This is a genomic window from Methylosinus sp. C49 (assembly GCF_009936375.1).
Lineage (GTDB): Bacteria > Pseudomonadota > Alphaproteobacteria > Rhizobiales > Beijerinckiaceae > Methylosinus.
The window spans coordinates 437,762-454,537 of the sequence record NZ_AP022332.1 but is presented as its reverse complement, the minus strand read 5'-3'; the positions used below and the strand labels follow the sequence as shown (position 1 = coordinate 454,537).

12 protein-coding genes are annotated in these 16,776 nt (G+C 63.4%); 4 read left to right on the top strand and 8 right to left on the bottom strand.

Annotated elements, in window-relative coordinates:
• Positions 1–37: 37 nt before the first annotated feature.
• From mbnM to GYH34_RS02095, 8 genes are all read right to left on the bottom strand, one after another.
• Positions 38–1,318 (bottom strand): multi antimicrobial extrusion protein MatE, encoded by a 1,281-nt coding sequence (mbnM, locus tag GYH34_RS02130; protein WP_161912156.1) that lies wholly within the window; start codon positions 1,316–1,318, stop codon positions 38–40.
• On the bottom strand, positions 1,315–1,899 hold the full coding sequence (gene mbnC / locus GYH34_RS02125) for a methanobactin biosynthesis protein MbnC (RefSeq protein WP_161912155.1): 585 nt from the start codon (positions 1,897–1,899) through the stop codon (positions 1,315–1,317). The genes mbnM and mbnC overlap by 4 nt, the downstream gene beginning before the upstream one ends.
• On the bottom strand, positions 1,871–2,704 hold the full coding sequence (gene mbnB / locus GYH34_RS02120; protein ID WP_161912154.1) for a methanobactin biosynthesis protein MbnB: 834 nt from the start codon (positions 2,702–2,704) through the stop codon (positions 1,871–1,873). The genes mbnC and mbnB overlap by 29 nt, the downstream gene beginning before the upstream one ends.
• 79 nt (positions 2,705–2,783) lie before the next feature.
• Entirely contained in the window at positions 2,784–2,882 is a 99-nt protein-coding gene (mbnA, locus tag GYH34_RS22220) for a methanobactin (RefSeq protein ID WP_161912153.1), read from the bottom strand.
• Between the two features lie 420 nt (positions 2,883–3,302).
• On the bottom strand, positions 3,303–4,280 hold the full coding sequence (locus GYH34_RS02110) for an MbnP family copper-binding protein (protein WP_161912152.1): 978 nt from the start codon (positions 4,278–4,280) through the stop codon (positions 3,303–3,305).
• A 63-nt stretch (positions 4,281–4,343) separates the two neighbouring features.
• Positions 4,344–6,848, bottom strand: a complete 2,505-nt coding sequence (locus tag GYH34_RS02105) for a TonB-dependent receptor (protein ID WP_161914846.1) — start codon at positions 6,846–6,848, stop codon at positions 4,344–4,346.
• Between the two features lie 158 nt (positions 6,849–7,006).
• Positions 7,007–7,996: a FecR family protein gene (locus GYH34_RS02100; RefSeq protein ID WP_244635228.1), complete on the bottom strand. Its 990-nt coding sequence runs from the start codon at positions 7,994–7,996 to the stop codon at positions 7,007–7,009.
• A 65-nt stretch (positions 7,997–8,061) separates the two neighbouring features.
• Positions 8,062–8,562: a sigma-70 family RNA polymerase sigma factor gene (locus GYH34_RS02095; RefSeq protein ID WP_161912151.1), complete on the bottom strand. Its 501-nt coding sequence runs from the start codon at positions 8,560–8,562 to the stop codon at positions 8,062–8,064.
• Positions 8,563–8,699: 137 nt separating this feature from the next.
• On the opposite strand from GYH34_RS02095, the gene GYH34_RS02090 reads away from it, so the two are divergent.
• From GYH34_RS02090 to GYH34_RS02075, 4 genes are all read left to right on the top strand, one after another.
• Complete coding sequence (locus GYH34_RS02090; RefSeq protein WP_161912150.1) at positions 8,700–9,089, top strand: hypothetical protein; 390 nt, start codon at positions 8,700–8,702, stop codon at positions 9,087–9,089.
• A gap of 408 nt (positions 9,090–9,497) precedes the next feature.
• Positions 9,498–10,178, top strand: a complete 681-nt coding sequence (locus GYH34_RS02085) for a Spy/CpxP family protein refolding chaperone (protein WP_161912149.1) — start codon at positions 9,498–9,500, stop codon at positions 10,176–10,178.
• A 70-nt stretch (positions 10,179–10,248) separates the two neighbouring features.
• Positions 10,249–10,824 (top strand): invasion associated locus B family protein, encoded by a 576-nt coding sequence (locus tag GYH34_RS22150; RefSeq protein WP_256367033.1) that lies wholly within the window; start codon positions 10,249–10,251, stop codon positions 10,822–10,824.
• 269 nt (positions 10,825–11,093) lie between these two features.
• The gene (locus GYH34_RS02075; protein WP_161912147.1) at positions 11,094–16,742 is read left to right on the top strand and encodes a hypothetical protein; all 5,649 of its coding nucleotides are present in this window, start codon (positions 11,094–11,096) and stop codon (positions 16,740–16,742) included.
• Positions 16,743–16,776: the final 34 nt, after the last annotated feature.

Here is a 16,776-nt window from a genome sequence, read left to right as displayed (position 1 = left end):
GCGTCTTCTCTCGGAGCCCTTTGCGGATAACGGCTTTTCAGAGGGCCGCGTTCGCGTGCATGCTGTTCCTGGGCAGTGCGAGACGTCGCCAGAGCCACAGCGCGCAGATAGCCTCGGGGACGATCAGCGACGTATAGGTCAGAGGCGGCGAATCGGCCGCGAGTCCCAACGCCAAAAGAGGCACGGCGCAGGCCCAGAGCGCGACGCTGTCCGCTTTTGCGACCTCGGCGAAAGCTCCGCGCGACAGCAGCGCGGCCCTCGTCGTATTGGCCGCGTGTCGAAGCGGTAGTGAGATGGCGAGCGCCACGATCAGGGACGACCACCAAGGCCCCTGCTGACCGTACAGATCGCCGAGCAGATCGCGGCTCGTGAACAGCACGAGCGCAGCGAAGAAAGAGATGGGCGCGCCGCGAAGCCAAAGCGCGCGGACGAGCGGCGCGATGACGTCGTCCCCGACGCGCGCCAGTCGGAAAGAGAGAAAGCGCGTGAGCGCCAGCAATGGCGCGAAGACGAGGAGCATCAGCGTCTGTCCGGCGGCATAGGCGCTCAGTCGAGAAATGTCGTAATGTCCGAGCCAGGGGGCCGCGAAAAGCATGACGCCGACAGTTACCGCGAAATGCACCGCGACAGTGCGCTGCGACTCCCAGGCTGTCGAACGCAAGAAATCCCTCGCCAAGGAACAGCTCGGAATTTGGAATGGTGTTCCGTAACGCGAAGAGAGGATGCGCCAACACCATATGGACGAGACGATCGCAACGACGAGCCCGCTCGCGAAGCAGCCCTGAAGCCCTGAGCCCAGAACCCCGACGAAGAGGAGATTGCCTCCGATCTTCAATGCGCCTTCGATCAATTTCCAGCGAATGATGGAAACGCCTTCGTCCAGCGCATGGAGAATGAGAATGGCGGCGGTGACGGAGAAGCGCAGGGGCGTGGCGACCGTGTATAGGTAGATAGCCGTCTCGATCTGCGCCGCGACTTCCCCCTCGCCCGCCGCCAACGCAGCCAATCTGGGATAGAAGATGAAGCCGAGAAGCCCGCAGAACAGGCCGCCGATCGCCGCGAGAAACAGCGCGCCGCCGATCGCTGTCGCCCCGTCGGCTGCGCGTCGCCTTTGCGCGACGATGGTCGAGGCGACCGTTCCCATGGCTGTCATCAGCACGAGATCGAGCAGCGCCAGACGCGTGAGAAGAACATAGGCGCTCTGCGCGTCGCCCCCCAGCCACCCCAGCGTGATGATATCCACCTGCAGCACGAGCTGCGTGGAGCCGATGCTGACGAGCAACGGCCAATATCCGCGCCAGAAGCCGCTTTCGATCATCGCGGTATCGGCCGCCAGCCGGGAAAATGACCGAGTCTGAGACTTGGCGTGAAGAAATAGCCGAACAGGCCGTCCGGCGCCGGAAGCGGCTCCTCGAATTCGAGGCGCTCCACCTGGTTCAGGCCGCAATAGACGCTGTCCATCTTCCAGCCGACCACGACTGAATCGATCAGAGGCGTGCCGATCACGACGCCGAGGTCGTCGACATTGCGATCATAGCCGAGCCAGCGAGCGGCGGAGGCCGTCATCATCGACAATAATAGCTCCTCGCTCAGCCGGTCCCGAAACTCCGACTGCGCCAGCCATTGATAGACCCAGAGAAAATAGGTCCAATCGAAGGACAGCTTCTCCTGCTTGGCCCAGGCCATGAAAGGATGGAAGATCGAGGCTCCGTCCGGGCCGGACAGATCGAGCAGCAATGGGCAGGTGTCGAACAGCGTGTGCCAATAGGCGCGAAGGCTTATGTCGATGCGGATATAGGAGCGGGACTCGCGCGGATAGGTCGCGAGCCGCGCAGGGTCGATGAGATCGGCGTAGAGATCGGCGTCGATTCTAGCTGGCGCAGGCGACAAGATCGGCATGCTCGAGCTCCTGAGTGCGGGGGAATATTTCGCGCAGACGCTGCAGATCGACTGCAATCGAATCATAGTCGATGTTGATGTCGCGCTCGTAGGTGATGGTCGCGCCGGGCTTGTCGAACGACGAGCGCATCGAGGACAGGAATTCGATCGTGTCCGGCGCCATCTCTCGATCATGCGCGTCGACGATGACGTGAGGCGCGCTGAATGACTGCGCATAGCCCGCGACATGAAAATGTTGCGTCGTCTCGATGATGTCGTTCCAGAGATCGAGCGGCGCGCCGCAATTGTGCTTCGCGCAGACGGCGTTCGACGCGTCGAAGAGAACGCCCGCGCCGGTCTCCTTGGATAGGCGCCGATAAAAGGCCGGCGCATCCCACCCGCCCTCCATGATCGATGGAAAATTTTCGAGATAGAGGCGACGTCCGAGCAAATCCTGCCACTTCTCGACGCGCTGTCGAACGGCGTCGAATTGCGTCTCGTAATCTATTTCGCCCAAATTGTAGAAGCATCTGCCTTCGTGCGTAAAACGCAGCAAATGGTCCGACACATAGATCGGGTTCAATGCGTCGATGAGAATCCGTATCCGCTTCGCCAGCTTGCCGAGGACCTCGTCGTCACTCTCGAGAAATTTCGAGAACATGATATGAAATGCGATCGGGCAATCGAGAGTCGTCTCCAGCTCTTTTGGGGGGACATGGAGAAAATTGTCGATCAATAGCTCACAATAGTCGATCTGGCGCGTCTTGATCATCCGCTGGACCATGTCGAGCGTCGCGTTGAGCGTGAAATTGAAGCCGATCTGCATATCGAAACAGGCCTCCAAGAAAACGACCGCAGGTCTCGAGACGCCGCCCCCGGCGAATGCGACGGGGGCGGCCTGCCGATCAGGGGCAGAGCGGGCCGCACATCGGGCACGAGCTGCACATCGCGCCCAGACGACCGACGACCGGGAGAACTTCCTTCTTGGCGATCTTGATAGCCATTGCTTCCTCCTGAAAAACGCCGAGTTGAGCCGGTCTGTCTGTATTATACAGAATAGACAAAGCATCGCATCTGCGGCGTTCAGCCATGCGACAAATATATAATGGCTGAAAATTCTCCAATTGCAATACAAAACCGCATATTTTTCTCGCCGTTGGCCGAAAATAGCTGAGTGTAAAAAATATATACATTGCGTACGTAGTATAGATTGCGCCAATACACGTTTGTGGCGCGGGCCTCCAATGGCCCGGAGACGCGCGCCGAGAGATCGATCCAGCGGCAGCGTCGCGCGTGATTATCGATGAGCTCTTCGAGAGTCGCGGTCGTCCCGTCATGCATGCAGGGCGAGCGCGCCACACCGTTGCGGCGCGCTCGCCGCCGCGGCGATATCGGCTACGAACGCGAGCGAAGCGGCGCGCGTTTCATTGCTTGCCGCCCACGATCTTCGGCGGCTTGGCGGCTCCGACCTTGAAGACCGGCGAGACGCCGGGTTTCGTCTGCTTGCCGGCGTCGCCAGCGCCTGGAGCGCTTTCCGCGAGATTGAGACCGAGCGCCGAGAAGATCGCCGGGCATTCTGGATCGTCCAGCGCGGTCATGCAGCCGATCGCGCCACCTTTGTCGACAAGAAGATCGGTGTTCTCGAACAGGCGCGTCAGATCGAACTCGACGCGTTGGGTCTTGGGATCGAATCGGTCGAAGGTGACGGTGAAGCGATTCTCGCGCGCGCAGGAGACGATCTCGCCCGTCGCCGGATTGCCCTTGCAGCCCGACGAGCCGATATGCGTCATCCATATCCGCGTCTTCGAGCCGTCGGACTTGGTGATGTACGGCGCGGGCGGAATGACTTCCACGAGAAGAAATTTGCGGCCGGCCTGCCAGTTCCACGCCATGGCGGCGATGTCGAGCGGCGGGGCCGCGGTTTCCGTGCTCGAATGATTGAGCGAGACGATCTTGTTGTCCGCCATGCCCTGGACCGGCACGCCGATCGAGAACTCGAGTCCTACATAGGCGCCAGCTGGCGCGGTTCCGCCGACCGTCGTGTTCTTTGCGGGATTGGTGTCGGTGCAAGGCGTGTTGCCGCCGCGCGCGTCCTTGAAGTCGAGCAGAGCGACGCCGGCATATTGCCAGTCGTTCTGCACGAGAGCGACGGGCGTGCGCACGCCCTTCGCGTCGATGAGCTTCACGTCGTGAATATAGAAGCGGGCGTCGTGCAGCTTCGTCTCGAGGCGCCCGCTACCGAGATTGGACAGAGGCGCAGCGCAACCGACATCCTTGCCATCCGCCGTCAGCGCGAAGCGGAGCGTCACCGCCTGGTCCCGCGCTGCGGCGCCGTGACAGGTTCCGACTGTGAGAGCTGCGATCAGCAGCGCCGCGAGCTTCGACTTTTGTTCCCGCATCATTCGTCGCTCCTACCAGATGGATCGCACCCTCGTTTCAGTCGGCCGCCGAATTCGCAAACGGACTTAGAACTCCACGCGCAGAGAGCCGAGGAAAGTGCGCGGCGTTCCGGTCTGGATCGTGTAGCGATCGGTCGAGGTCGGATAATAGGTCACGTCCGTTATGTTCTTGACGTTGAGCTGGCCGGTGACGGTGTATCCCGCGACCTTCGTGCTGTAGGCGATCATGCTATTGAGCAGCGCATAGCTCGGCAGAACGAAGGTATTGGCGGTGTCGCCGAAGGAGCTCTCGTAGACGGATACCCCGGCGCCGAGGCTCAGCCCGAGCAGATCCCCATCGGCGTCGTATTTCACCCAGAGATTTCCGTAGTTCCGAGGGCTCGCAGCCAATTTCGAGCCCGAGATCGCGAGCTGCGTCGTGATGAGCGTCAACGGATTATAGGAACTCGCCCCCTGCATCGTGCGCACATCGTCATGTGTGTAATTGGCGATGACGCTCCAATTGTCATCGATGCGGCCCGTCAGATCGAACTCGAATCCCTGGCTGCGCGCCTTGCCGATCAGCAGCGTGTTATTCGAATTGGTCGGATCCGTATAGGGAATATTGGTCTTGAAAATATCGAAATAGGCCATGGTCAGCGTGAGGCGCTTGTCGAGCAGCTCCGCCTTCACGCCGCCTTCGAATTGCTCGCCCTTCTGCGGCGCGAGCGGCATGAGCGCCGTGGTCGTGCCATTGTTCGCTCCGAAGGACTGGGTGAAATTTCCATAGAGCGACAACCAGGACAGGGGCTGATAGACGACGCCGACGCGAGGACTGAAAGCTTCGGCATGGACACTCACGTAGGAGGTGCTGGCCAAATAAGCGGAGGAAGAGATTCTGTTGGAGCCATAGTCAGTCCAATCATAGCGCCCGCCGAGCAGCACATGGACGGAATCGTCCAGGAACGAGATCATGTCCTGACCATAGACGCCGGTCCACTTTTGGCCCGCCACGCCGTAAACAGGATTTCGATAGGGGTTTTCCAGCCGCGAATAACCAGGAGCGTAGATGTTGATCGCGCTCGTCGGGTTGTAGAAATAATAGGTGTAGGTCGGCAGGAAAGTGGCGAAATAATCGTAGCCTAGCAATATAGAATGTTCGAGAGGGCCGGTTGTAAATTTTCCCTTCAGGTCGAGATTGGTCGCGAAGCTCCTATCCGTATAGCCGGGAAAATAATTCAATGCGCGGTTCAATACGCCCGTCACCGCATTGAAACTCGTTCCGGTCACATTCTCGTTTCTCGTGCCGACATTATAGTAGCTCAGTCGATTTGTCAGGCTCCAGTTGGGAAGGAAGTCGTAGGTCCAATCATAGGCGATGCGCTTCCTGTCGAAATGATCGGGCATCGTCGTCATCACGGTCGGAGCGCTGAGATAGCGGCTGACTGGAATATTGGCGGGGCGTCCCCCGACAGCCGGCAGAACGGGATAATCGTCGACCCAGGTCTTGTTCTGATATTCGAAATCGATGTTCATCCGAAACTGTTCGACCGGATGAATCGAGATCGTCGGCGCGATGAAGACATTCCTGTCGCGGACGAAATTGCGATAGGAATCGGTGCTGTAGAATTCGCCGTTGAAGCGATAGAGGATCGATTTGTCTTCGGTCAGCGGTCCGGTGGCGTCCAGCGTCGTGCGCGTTCCACTGAAGGACTTTACTTGCTGCTGCAACGAGTAGTAGGGCGTCTCCAGCGGCCGCTTGACCACCATATTGACGACTCCGCCGGGTTCGCCACGGCCGAATAGCATGGCCGCCGGGCCTTTCAGCACCTCGATCGACTGCAGATTGGTCGTGTCGAGATTGCGGAGCCTGTATTCCATGAGGCCGTTCTTGTAGACGTTGCCAACGGTATTGAAGAAACCGCGAACCTTGAACAGATCGAAGACGTTCGTCGCCGGCGTCACGCCGCTGACGTTGGATAGCAGCGCATCCCCAACGGAGATCGCCTGCTGATCGTCCATCGTCTGGCGCGTCACCACCTCGACCGCGATCGGCGTCTTCAGCAGCGGCGTGTCGGTCTTCAGCGTCGAGGGCGCGCGGCTGGCGTTGTAGCCGGTGTGCCGATCTCCCGGCCCTTGGCTGCCCGCGCCAGAGCCGGGGCGGCTTGTCGGACGATTGGGCTCGGAGCCGATATCGATCGTCGGCAGAGGCGTGGCGCCGGCAGCGCTCGCATCGGTGCGAGTGTCGCCGGCTTGAGCCAGGACGATCAGCACCGACTTGCCGTTCGGAGACAGCTCGTAGCTCAGCCCCGTTCCCGACAGGACTTCCGCTAGCGCCGCCGCGAGACTATGCGATCCAGAGACGCCTCTCGTCCGATGCGAGCGGGTCAGGCGCGAGTCATAGACGATGCGCACGCCGCTCGCGTCAGCGACGCTGTTGAGCGCAGTCGAGATGGGGCCGGCCGGAATATCGTAGCTTCGGATAATCTCGGCGATTTCCTTCTGCGGCATCTGCGCATGCGCTTCGGCGCGATCCGCGTTCGATCCGAATGCGAGAGCGCCCATCGCGGTCAGGATGGCCGTCGCCCCCATCATCCCACCCTTCGCTGACTTGCTGCCGTGAGGAATCCGATCCGACATCTCGTTTTGGTCCTGTCCCGTCGCCTGGCGGCAGGCGCCACGCCTCCCACTCAGACAAGGACGAACCGACCCCTCCCGCGGGGAGGTCGACGAGCAAAAAAAATCCTCTCTTATCCCGTGAGCACGACGAGATAGCCGAGATCGAGAGCGCGAAGGCCGAGAGCCTTCTCGATCGCGGAGATGGCGGCGATCGGATCCGCCGCGTCGAACACGCCGCTCACGCGCCTTTCTCGGATCGACGGATCGAGAATGAGAATATATCCGCTCAGATAATGTCCGAGCACGGAGACGACCTCGGCGAGCGGCTTGTCGTCGAAAATCAGCTTGCCGCGACGCCATGCGGCGACATGGTCGACTTGCACCCGGTATGGATCGACCGCGGCGACGCCCGGCCCGAAAGCGCTCTGCTCGCCTTCATCGACGATGATCGCCGGGCCGCCCGTCATGACGCGCACGCGATGCTGCGCGACAGTGATCTCCGTTCGCTCCCCCGTGGTCGAGATGTCGAAGCTCGTGCCGAGAGCCGTCACCGAGCCGCGGGCGACAAGAACGGAAAAGGGCCTGCCGGCGTCCGGCGCGACGTCGAACCAAGCCTCGCCCTTCAGGAGGGTCACATTGCGCTTGCCTTCGTCGAAATCGAGCGAGATGGCCGAGCGAGGGCCGAGCTCGATCCGCGATCCGTCGACGAGCCGAATGGTCCGCGTCTCCGCGACGCCGGTGCGGGTCTGCGCTCGCAACATGATCCAGGCGTCGTCGAAAAAGACATAGGACAACAGCGTTATGGCGAGCCCCGAGAGGACGGCGGCGACGCGAACGCGCCGCGTTCGGCGCGGCGGCGGCACTTCGAAGGCGTCTATCAGCGGCCGCAGGTCCTCGAGATCGCCCCAGATGCGGCAAACCTTCTCGAACGCCTCGCGGTTGGCTGGATCATCCGTCAGCCAAATGACGAACGCCTCGCGCTCCTGCGGAGTCGGAGCGCGACTGTCGAGGCGCGTCCACCATTCGATGGCCGCTCTCCGACGGTTCGCCCGATCACGGGGAGCGTCATCCTCCTCCATCTCCGCGCCAATCTGCCTCTTATAGGGCGTTATCGTCGCCATTGATCCACTACTTTAGCAGGACGGATGCGGACAGCGATATAAGGTGAGCGTCTCGAGACAAAAATTTAGTCGAGCGCCGCATGGCACCTCTCCAGCGCCAGCCGCAGATGCTTGAGGACCATGTTTCGGGAAATGCCCAGCCGTTGCGCTATTTCGTCCGGCGAAAGATCATGGAAGCGACGTAAGATGAAGACTTCCCGACACTTGGGTGGGAGTCCTTTCATTGCGGCATACAGCAAGCGGGCGCTTTCCTTCGCCTCGCAGACTTGTGACGGATCGAGCCCGGTCTCGGCGATCTCGGCCGGGATGTCGCCTGGCGCGACGTGCTTGGCCACGCTCCGGGAATGACGGGAGAAGTCGCGCGCGAGATTGATCGCCGTCGTTCGTAGATAGGCGTCCTCGTCGGCGATCGGGCCGACCTCCCGACGCCGCAGCATCCGCACAAAGGTCTCTTGTAGAAGATCGAAAGCGTCCTCGTAGCCGACACGACGCGTCAGACAGTCGAGAAGATCGCGCTTGTTGCGCTCGAAGAGGTCGCCGATCGAACGGCCATTGGTTCTGAACATGATGTGGCTTCCGCTGGAGCCTCGAACTCGCGATGGCGGCGAAGCGAGAGGCCGCACGAGCGGGACCCGCCCCGAACGATTTTCCCGCTCCAGAGCGGGAGAAGCGCTCAGGACAGACGCGGCGGAGCGCGGGAAGAATGAGAGCTCGTCCAGGTCGTAAGGGGTCGGTCGACAGTGTCGACGCGCCTATCGGCGACCTCGGTCGAGGTCAGAGGGGCGAGAAAATCGGCGACAATGGCGAAGAAGAAAAGCAGAGTAGGCTGATCGTCACGACTGCCGGACGCGCAGAGAAAGCAGCATTGATCGGCCGTATGGCGTTCCTGGCTCGGCGCGTCTGGATCCGACGCGGGCGCGAGCCTGCAGATCTCATAATTTCCGGCCTCGAAAGCGGCGGAGGCATGAGAACCGAGCGCTTCCACATTTCGCGCAAAGGCGAAACTGCTCTGCAATGCGACGAAACAGATCAAGGCGCCGATAATGGCGCTCGCCGATGGTTTTCGCTGTGCGCCCCAGTTCATCATGCCTGATTTGTAAGCCCTCCCCTCGTCATTGGTCAAGCTTCGCAAGGACCCAGAGAGTTCCCGAGCGCCCGTCGGGTCGAGCGGACTCGCGAGGAATGCTCCAAGAAAAATTCCGCTGGCCCTTTTTCCCGAAGAGCTGGTCGCGCAACTGCTGAAGACCGACGTCCACGCGCCGGCGAGAGGCGTCATCGACGAGCTCTGCGACCCGATAGGCGCGCGCCTCGGCCGCCCCCTTCACGACTTTTGGGGCGCTTTGCCGCAATTGATCAGCCACGTCGGCGACATAGATGACTCGACGCCCGCCACGGTCGCATAGATGACTCGACGCCCGCCACGGTCGCTATGATTTCGGGTCGCGACGATCTCGCGGGAACGCGAACGAAGAATTTCTAGAATGTCACAGGGAGGATCGATATGCCGAAAGCAAAACGCACATGGATCGTCGCCGCCGCCATCGGCGTTCTGACTTTCGCTCCGACAGGCGCGAGCTCGGCGCAACAGGCTTCGCCTCCTCCCGCGAGCCCCGCGCCATCGGGAATGGATCATGGCGGGATGAGCCATGGGATGGACCACAGCGGAATGGGCCACGGAGGCATGGATCATGGCGGCATGGATCATGGCGCCATGGGCCAGGGAGGAATGAGCCGAGAGGCGACGGAAGGCGACAGTCATGGCATGGCGGCTCACGGGCAGGGCAAGGGCCCGATGGTTCCGATGATGTGCCGCACGGCCGAACATGTGGATGGCCGTCTCGCCTATCTGAAAGCGGAGCTCAAGCCGACCGATGCGCAGACGCCGCAATGGAACGCCTTTGCGGAGGCGATCCGTGTCTCGGGGCGCAAGGTCGCGGAGTTTTGCGCTGCCTCGAAAGAAGAGCGCGCTCGACCGGCGGAGGGTGAGAAGGCCGCGTCGCATGGGCTGCTCGAGCAGCTCGCGCATATGGAGCGCAATATGACGATCCATCTCGAATCCGTTCGCGCGGTCAGATCGGCGGCGGAGCCGCTGGCGGCGGCTCTGACGCCGGAGCAGAAGAAAATCTTCGACGAGACGATGACCGGCCTCATGGGCTTCGGAATGGGCATGGGGAAAATGTAGCTGTGAGGCCGCGGCTCTCGCCTCGGCGCCGAGCGATGTTTATCGCGCCGCCAAATTTTCGATTGATATCTTGCCCCGGCGTCGGCGCGCATTCGCGACGCCGGCGCAAAAGCCCACAAGCTCGGCCTCTCTCCCGAGTTCCATCACGCAGACCAGAAACGGGGCGATTGCGCCAGCGGCCCCTCCCCCAACTCGAGCCACAGCCGCGCCTGGGCTACCAAGATCGTCTTCGCGCGTCGAGGCTCGTCATGGCTCGCCCTATCGCATCGGCTCTCGTCCTGTTTCTGCAGATTTCCGTCGCTCATGCGCCGGAACGGCCGAGCGCGCGTGCGCCTTCGGCAAGCCGGATGGCGCGCAAGGGCTCTCCATGACGATCGTCGTGCCGGTCGATGTCGCCTTTCACGCGGCGCCCCGCATGACGCTGAGCGACGCCGATCCGCAGCCGCTCGATCTCGTCTGGCGCCGCTGCCCCGCGTCGGGATGTGTCGCCAGCGTTTCTCTCGGGGAGCCGATTCTCGCCCGCTGGCGGACCTATGACGGGATGGGACGCATCGCCTCGAAGGGCTCGGCCGGACAGGATGCGGCGCCGCCCGTCTCGTTTCGCGGCCTCGGGCTGGCGCTGGACGCGCTGGCGCGGGAGCATTGACGAACTGTGGCATAATAGCCACAGACATCGAAATTCGCTCGCGGCCAGACAAAAAGCAGAAATTCATAGAAACACTTAAGTAATTCACTTAGCGGGCGTTTCCATGCGCGGCGCTGGGCGCGGCGCGCCGTGGCGCGCAGCTGTGGCCTTGCTGCGCTTATCGATCGAAAATAGAAATCGCAGAACTGGAAATGCGCGAGTCGGCCCGCGTCGCCTCGCTCGACGTGATTTTGTCGTTTGGATTTTGACGAGTTTCTGGAGACTATCGAATGACCCGTTCGTCCGGCCGTCGCGGCAATAGCGTGCGTTCCCCATCCTTCGGCCTTTCGATCGGCAATTCTCACAGATGCGGCCTTTTGCTGGGCGTCTCGGCGCTCAGCCTGGCGCTTTCTGTCGGTCTTTCCGGGCCGGTTCACGCCCAGCAGGCAGGCGGCGTCGGCGGCGGGCCGGGCGGCGGAACCGCCGGTTCGACGACGGATGCGGTCGGGACGGTCGGCGGCGATGCGAGCGCAGCGCTCGGCGGCGGCGGCGGCGGCGGACTGGGTTCGGCGGGTGGCAAGGGCGGCGGCGGCGTGGCCGCGGGCGGCGCGGGCGGCGCTTCCGGCTTCGGCTCAGATACGGCAGGAACGGCCGGAACCAATGGCGCCGCGAATCAGGGCGGCGGCGGCGGCGGGGGCGGGGGCGCCTTCACGGTCGACAACACATTCACAGTCTTCGCTCCCGTTGCAGGCAAGGCTGGCGGAGCGGGTGGCGCGGGTGGGGCTGGAGCCGGCTCGGGCGGCGGCGGCGGCGCGGGCGGCGGCCTCGTTCTCAAGTCCCTTCCTTCCGGCGGCGCCAGCACGGTCAGCGCGGCGGGCGTGCTCACCGGCGGCGCGGGCGGGGCGGGCGGCTCCGCCATTGCGATCAGCGGCAATGGCGGCTCGGGCGGCGACGGGGGCGCCGGTCTGTTCACCACGGCCGCGGCGGGCGGCGGCGGCGCCAACAGCACGGTCACGGTTCAGGGTTCGATCACCGGCGGCGCGGGCGGAGCCGGCGGGGCCGGCGGTTCGGGATCCGGCGTCGGCGGCAATGGCGGCGCGGGCTTTGCCGGGTCCAACTTTACGATCGACAACTCGGGCTTGATCCGGGGCGGTGCGGGCGGCCTCGGCGGCGCGGGCGCCAGCGGGGCCGGAGCGAATGGCGCGGGCGGCGCCGGCATTATCGGCAGCGATCTCGCCATCAAGAATTCCGGCCAGATCATCGGGGTCGGCGGGGCCAACGCCATCACCTTCACGGGCGGCGTCAATACGCTGACGACGACGGGCGCAGGCGCGCTGACCGGAAATGTCGGCAATAATCTCGGCCAGCTGACGAATAGCGGAACGATCAGCGGGACGGTCGCGAATTCCGGGACCTTCTCCAATCTCGCCGGCGGCGTCGTCACGGGCCAGCTGACCCAGTCGGCGGGAACGACGACGAACGCCGGCAATCTCAATGGCGGCGCCGGGGTCTCGGGCGGACTGCTGAGCAATAATAATCAGATCGTCGGAGCGGTCGCCGTCACTGGCGGTCAGCTCGCCAATAATGCGACGATCTCCGGCTCGGTCGACAATTCCGCGATCTTCAACAACAACGCCGGCGGCAGTGTCACGGGCGGGCTGAAGACATCGGGAACGGCGACCAACGCCGTCGGCGCGACGATCAGCGGCGGCGTCAATGTGACGGGCGGAACATTCGCGACGCAGGGCGTCGTCAATGGCGGGCTGACCAATTCGGGAACGACCAATGCGCAAGGGACGATCAACGGAATCGTCAACAATCTCGCCGGAGCCTTCAATGTCACCGGCGATCTGAAGACCGATGTGGTGCAGAACTCGGCCGGCGCGACCGTCGATATAAAGGCGGGAACGACGAGCGGCGCCGCTGGCGCATTGTCGGTCGGCAACGCCGGCAATTTCTACGTGCGCAATGGCGCGACGCTCACCGCGCTCGGCGGCGTGACCAATTCCGGCGCGCTCACTGTCGATCAGGGCGGCAAGGTCAATGACGCGCTCACCAATACGGGCGTCGTCAACAATTCCGGCGCCTATAATGGCGATCTCATCAATTCCGGCGCTGCGGCCGTCGTGACCAACAAATCGACGGGCGTGTGGACCGGCAATGTTCTGTCGAACACGACCGGCGCGCAGATCGTCAATCAGGGCTCCTGGGTGGGCGACGCCGCCAACGCCAGCGGGACGATCGACAATCAGGCGACATGGACCGGCGCGATCACCAATGGCGCGGGCGGAACCTTCAACAATTCCACCGCGGCTTCCACGCTCAGCGGCCTGCTGACGACATCGGGAGCGGCGACCAACGCCGGCGCGCTCAATGGCGGCGCGCTGGTTCTCGCCGGAACGCTGAATTCGACGGGAACGATCAATAATGGCGCGACCGTCACGGGCGGAACGCTGACGACGAGCGGAACCGTCGATGGCGGCCTCGTCAATGGCGTCGCCGGCACGGTCTTCGCCGCGGGCGCGATCAATGGGCAGATCGATAATAGCGGCAAATTCACGCTGACGAGCGCGCTCGCCAATAATGGCTCGACCGTCAACAACAACGCCGGCGCGACGCTCGACGTCAATTCGAGAAGCTTCACCAACATAGGCGCGCTGAACAATAATGGCGCGATCACCATCGCCGGCGGCAGTCTCGCGGTGAATGGAACGCTCACGCAGGCCGCGGGCTCGATCCAAAATGCCGGCGGCGTGATCGCCGCCAATGCGATCAACGAGACCGGCGGCATCATCGCCAATAGCGGGACCATCGGCGCGACGAATTTCGCGATCAATGGCGGCGTGCTGACCAATAACGCCGGCGGCGTGGCGACGGCCGCGGCGCTCACTGTGGGCGCCGGCGGGACGATCAACAATAATGCGACGATCGCCTCGACCGCCGCGATCCAGAACGCCGGCCTCGTCAACAATAATAATGGCGGAACATTGAACGGCGGCCTCGTCAATACAGGGACGCTCAACAATAACGCCGGCGCCATCCTCAATGGCGGGCTGACGAATAGCGCGACGGCGACCAATGGCGGAACCATCACCGGCGCAGTGGCCAATAGCGGCTCCTTCACCACGACCGGCGCCGTCACTGGGGGGCTGACCAACGCCGCTGCGGGCGTGACGAAAGCGGCCGGCTCCATCGGCGGCGGCGTGACCAATGCGGGCGCATTCACCGTCACCGGCGCGCTCGCCAATGGCGCGGGCAATTTCGCCAATAATGGCGCGGGAACGCTCGTTGTCTCCGGCGGCGATTACACGGGCGTCGGGGCGCTGACCAACAGCTCCACCGCCGCGACCGGCGTTTCTGTGTCGGCGGGCCGCACGCTCTCGGCGGCGAGCGTGACCAACGCCGCCGGCGCGACCATCGCCAATCTCGGGACTCTCAGCTCCGGCGCGACGATTCAGAACGCCGGAACCTTCAATAATTCCGGCGCCGTCATCGGCGGCTTGAACAATGCGGGCGCCTTCAATCAGCTCGCCGGCTCGCTGACCGGCGGGCTGACCAATAGCGGAACGGCCAATGTCGCCGGCGCGCTCGCCGGCGGCGTGGCCAATACGGGCTCATTCACCGTCACGGGCACGCTCGTCAATGGCGCGGGCGGCTTCGCCAATAATGGCGCCGGGACGCTGTTCGTCACCGGCGGCGACTACACGAATATCGGCGCCTTCGTGAACAGCTCCACTGCGGCCCCGGGCGTTTTCATCGCGGCCAGCCGCATGCTGAGCGCGACCGGCGTGACCAACAGCGCCGGCGCGACGATCGTCAATGCGGGAACGCTGGCCTCCACCGGCGCGGCGATCCAGAACGCCGGAACGCTGAACTCCACGGGCGCGCTCACCGGTGGCCTGAATAACACGAATCTCGTCAATGCGGCTGGCTCTATCGCCGGCGGCGTCGCCAATACGGGGACATTCACCGTGACCGGCGCGCTCGCCAATGGCGGCGGCGATTTCGCCAATGGCGGCGCGGGGACGCTCGCTGTCTCCGGTGGCGATTACACCGGCGTCGGCGCGCTGACCAACAGCTCCACCGCCGCGACCGGCGTGACGATCGCCTCCGGTCGCACGCTCTCGGCGAGCAGCGCGACGAATAGCGCGGGTTCGACGATCGCGATTTTCGGCGGCGCGCTGCTGACGACCAATGGCTTCGTCAATCAGGGCAAGGTCAACGCCGCCGGAACCATCGGCGGCGGCGTGACCAACACAGGGACATTCAATGTCACCGCGGCGCTCGCCAATAATGGCGGCAAGTTCGACAATAACGGCAATGGCGCGCTGATCGTCGGGGCCGGCGACTACACCAATATCGGCGTGCTGACCAACAATTCCGTCGGCGACGCGACGGCGGGCGCGCAGTTCCAGGGGATCGGCGTCTCGCTCGGCCATGGCCGCACGCTCGGCGCGACGAGCGTCGTCAATAATGCGACGATCGCGCTCGGCGACCGCACGACGAATACGACGGTCAATTCCGTCATCGCCGGCAATCTCACCAATAATGGAAACCTCGATCTCGCCGCGGCGAATCAGGTGGTCGCCAATGGCGCGACAGCGGCGGCGCTCGCCAATTCGCTGACCGTCAACGGCGGCTACACGGGCGGCGGCGTGCTGAATGTTGCGGCCCGCTTCGCCGATCTCGGCGGACAGCGGGCCGGCGAGCTGCTGGTGAATGGCGCCGGCGCCGGCAATGTGACGACGGTGATCGTCAATCCGTTCCAGAATCAGACCGGCTTTTTCGCCAGCCCGATCCTGATCGCCAAGACCAATCCCGGCTCCACATCGACGTTCCAGCTCGGCAACGCCAACACCAGCATCGGCGCCGCCCAGGCGCTCAACACCGGCCTCGTCAGCTTCAGCCTGCAGGAGCTCAGCGGCGGTCAATGGTATCTGGTGCCGAGCCTCGACACTGGCGCGCTCTCCGCCGTCGGCGGCAGCATAGCGGCGGCGATCAGCTCGGCGACGACGGGCTTCTTCCAGAGCGCCTCGGCCTTCGTGCAGTCGCGGCCGGACGCCAAGCCCAACGCTGTCGACTTCGGCGTATGGACGCGCGCCGCGGTCGGCCGCTCCGATCTCGCGAGTTCCTCCAGCGCGCCGACGGCCGCAGGCGGGACCGCCATCACCAATGAGAAGACGCGCACGCTCTACAGCGGCTATCAGGTCGGCCTCGACGCATCGCTCTCCAACATAGAGAACACGCAGATCAATCTGCACGGCGGCGTGATGGCCGGCCAATATCTCTCCAATTCCTACGATCTCCTCGGCTCCGGCACCAAGACGCGGTTCGATGTGCCCTTCGTCGGCGTCTATGCGGTGGCGACCGGCTTCGGCTTCTTCGCCGATGTGCAGTTCCGTCACGACTTCTGGAACGCCGACATCACCAATTATCGCGCCGGCCTCAATGAGAAGCCGCTGGAGGGCCGCGGCTGGGCGGGCTCCGCCTCGATCGGCTATCATTGGGCTCTGCCCAATGATTGGTTCATCGAGCCCTCGGCCGCGATCAATGTCACCAGCGTCGATTTCGATCGGCTGCAGGTGGCGGCGGGCACGACGCCGGCCTATCTCGTGCTCGACACAGTGCGCTCGACGCTCGGCCGCGTCGGCTTGCGGGCGGGAACCTCCTTCGTCCTCGACAATAAATACGCTTTCCAGCCCTTCGCCTCGGTCAGCGGCTGGAACGAGTTCGAGACCAGCCTGAAGGAGAGCTTCCAGCAGAATGTCACCTATGTGCCGATCTCCGTGTCGCGCTCCGGCGCTTTCGCGCAATTCGGCCTCGGCGTCTCGGCGCAGATCATCGACACGGGCTGGGTCGGCTTCCTGCGCGGCGATTATCGCACCGGCGAGAAGCTGACCGGCGCCGCGCTCAATGGCGGCGTGTCCTATCGCTTCTGAGCGCCAGCGCCTTTTCTCGCGCGAGGTGGAAGGA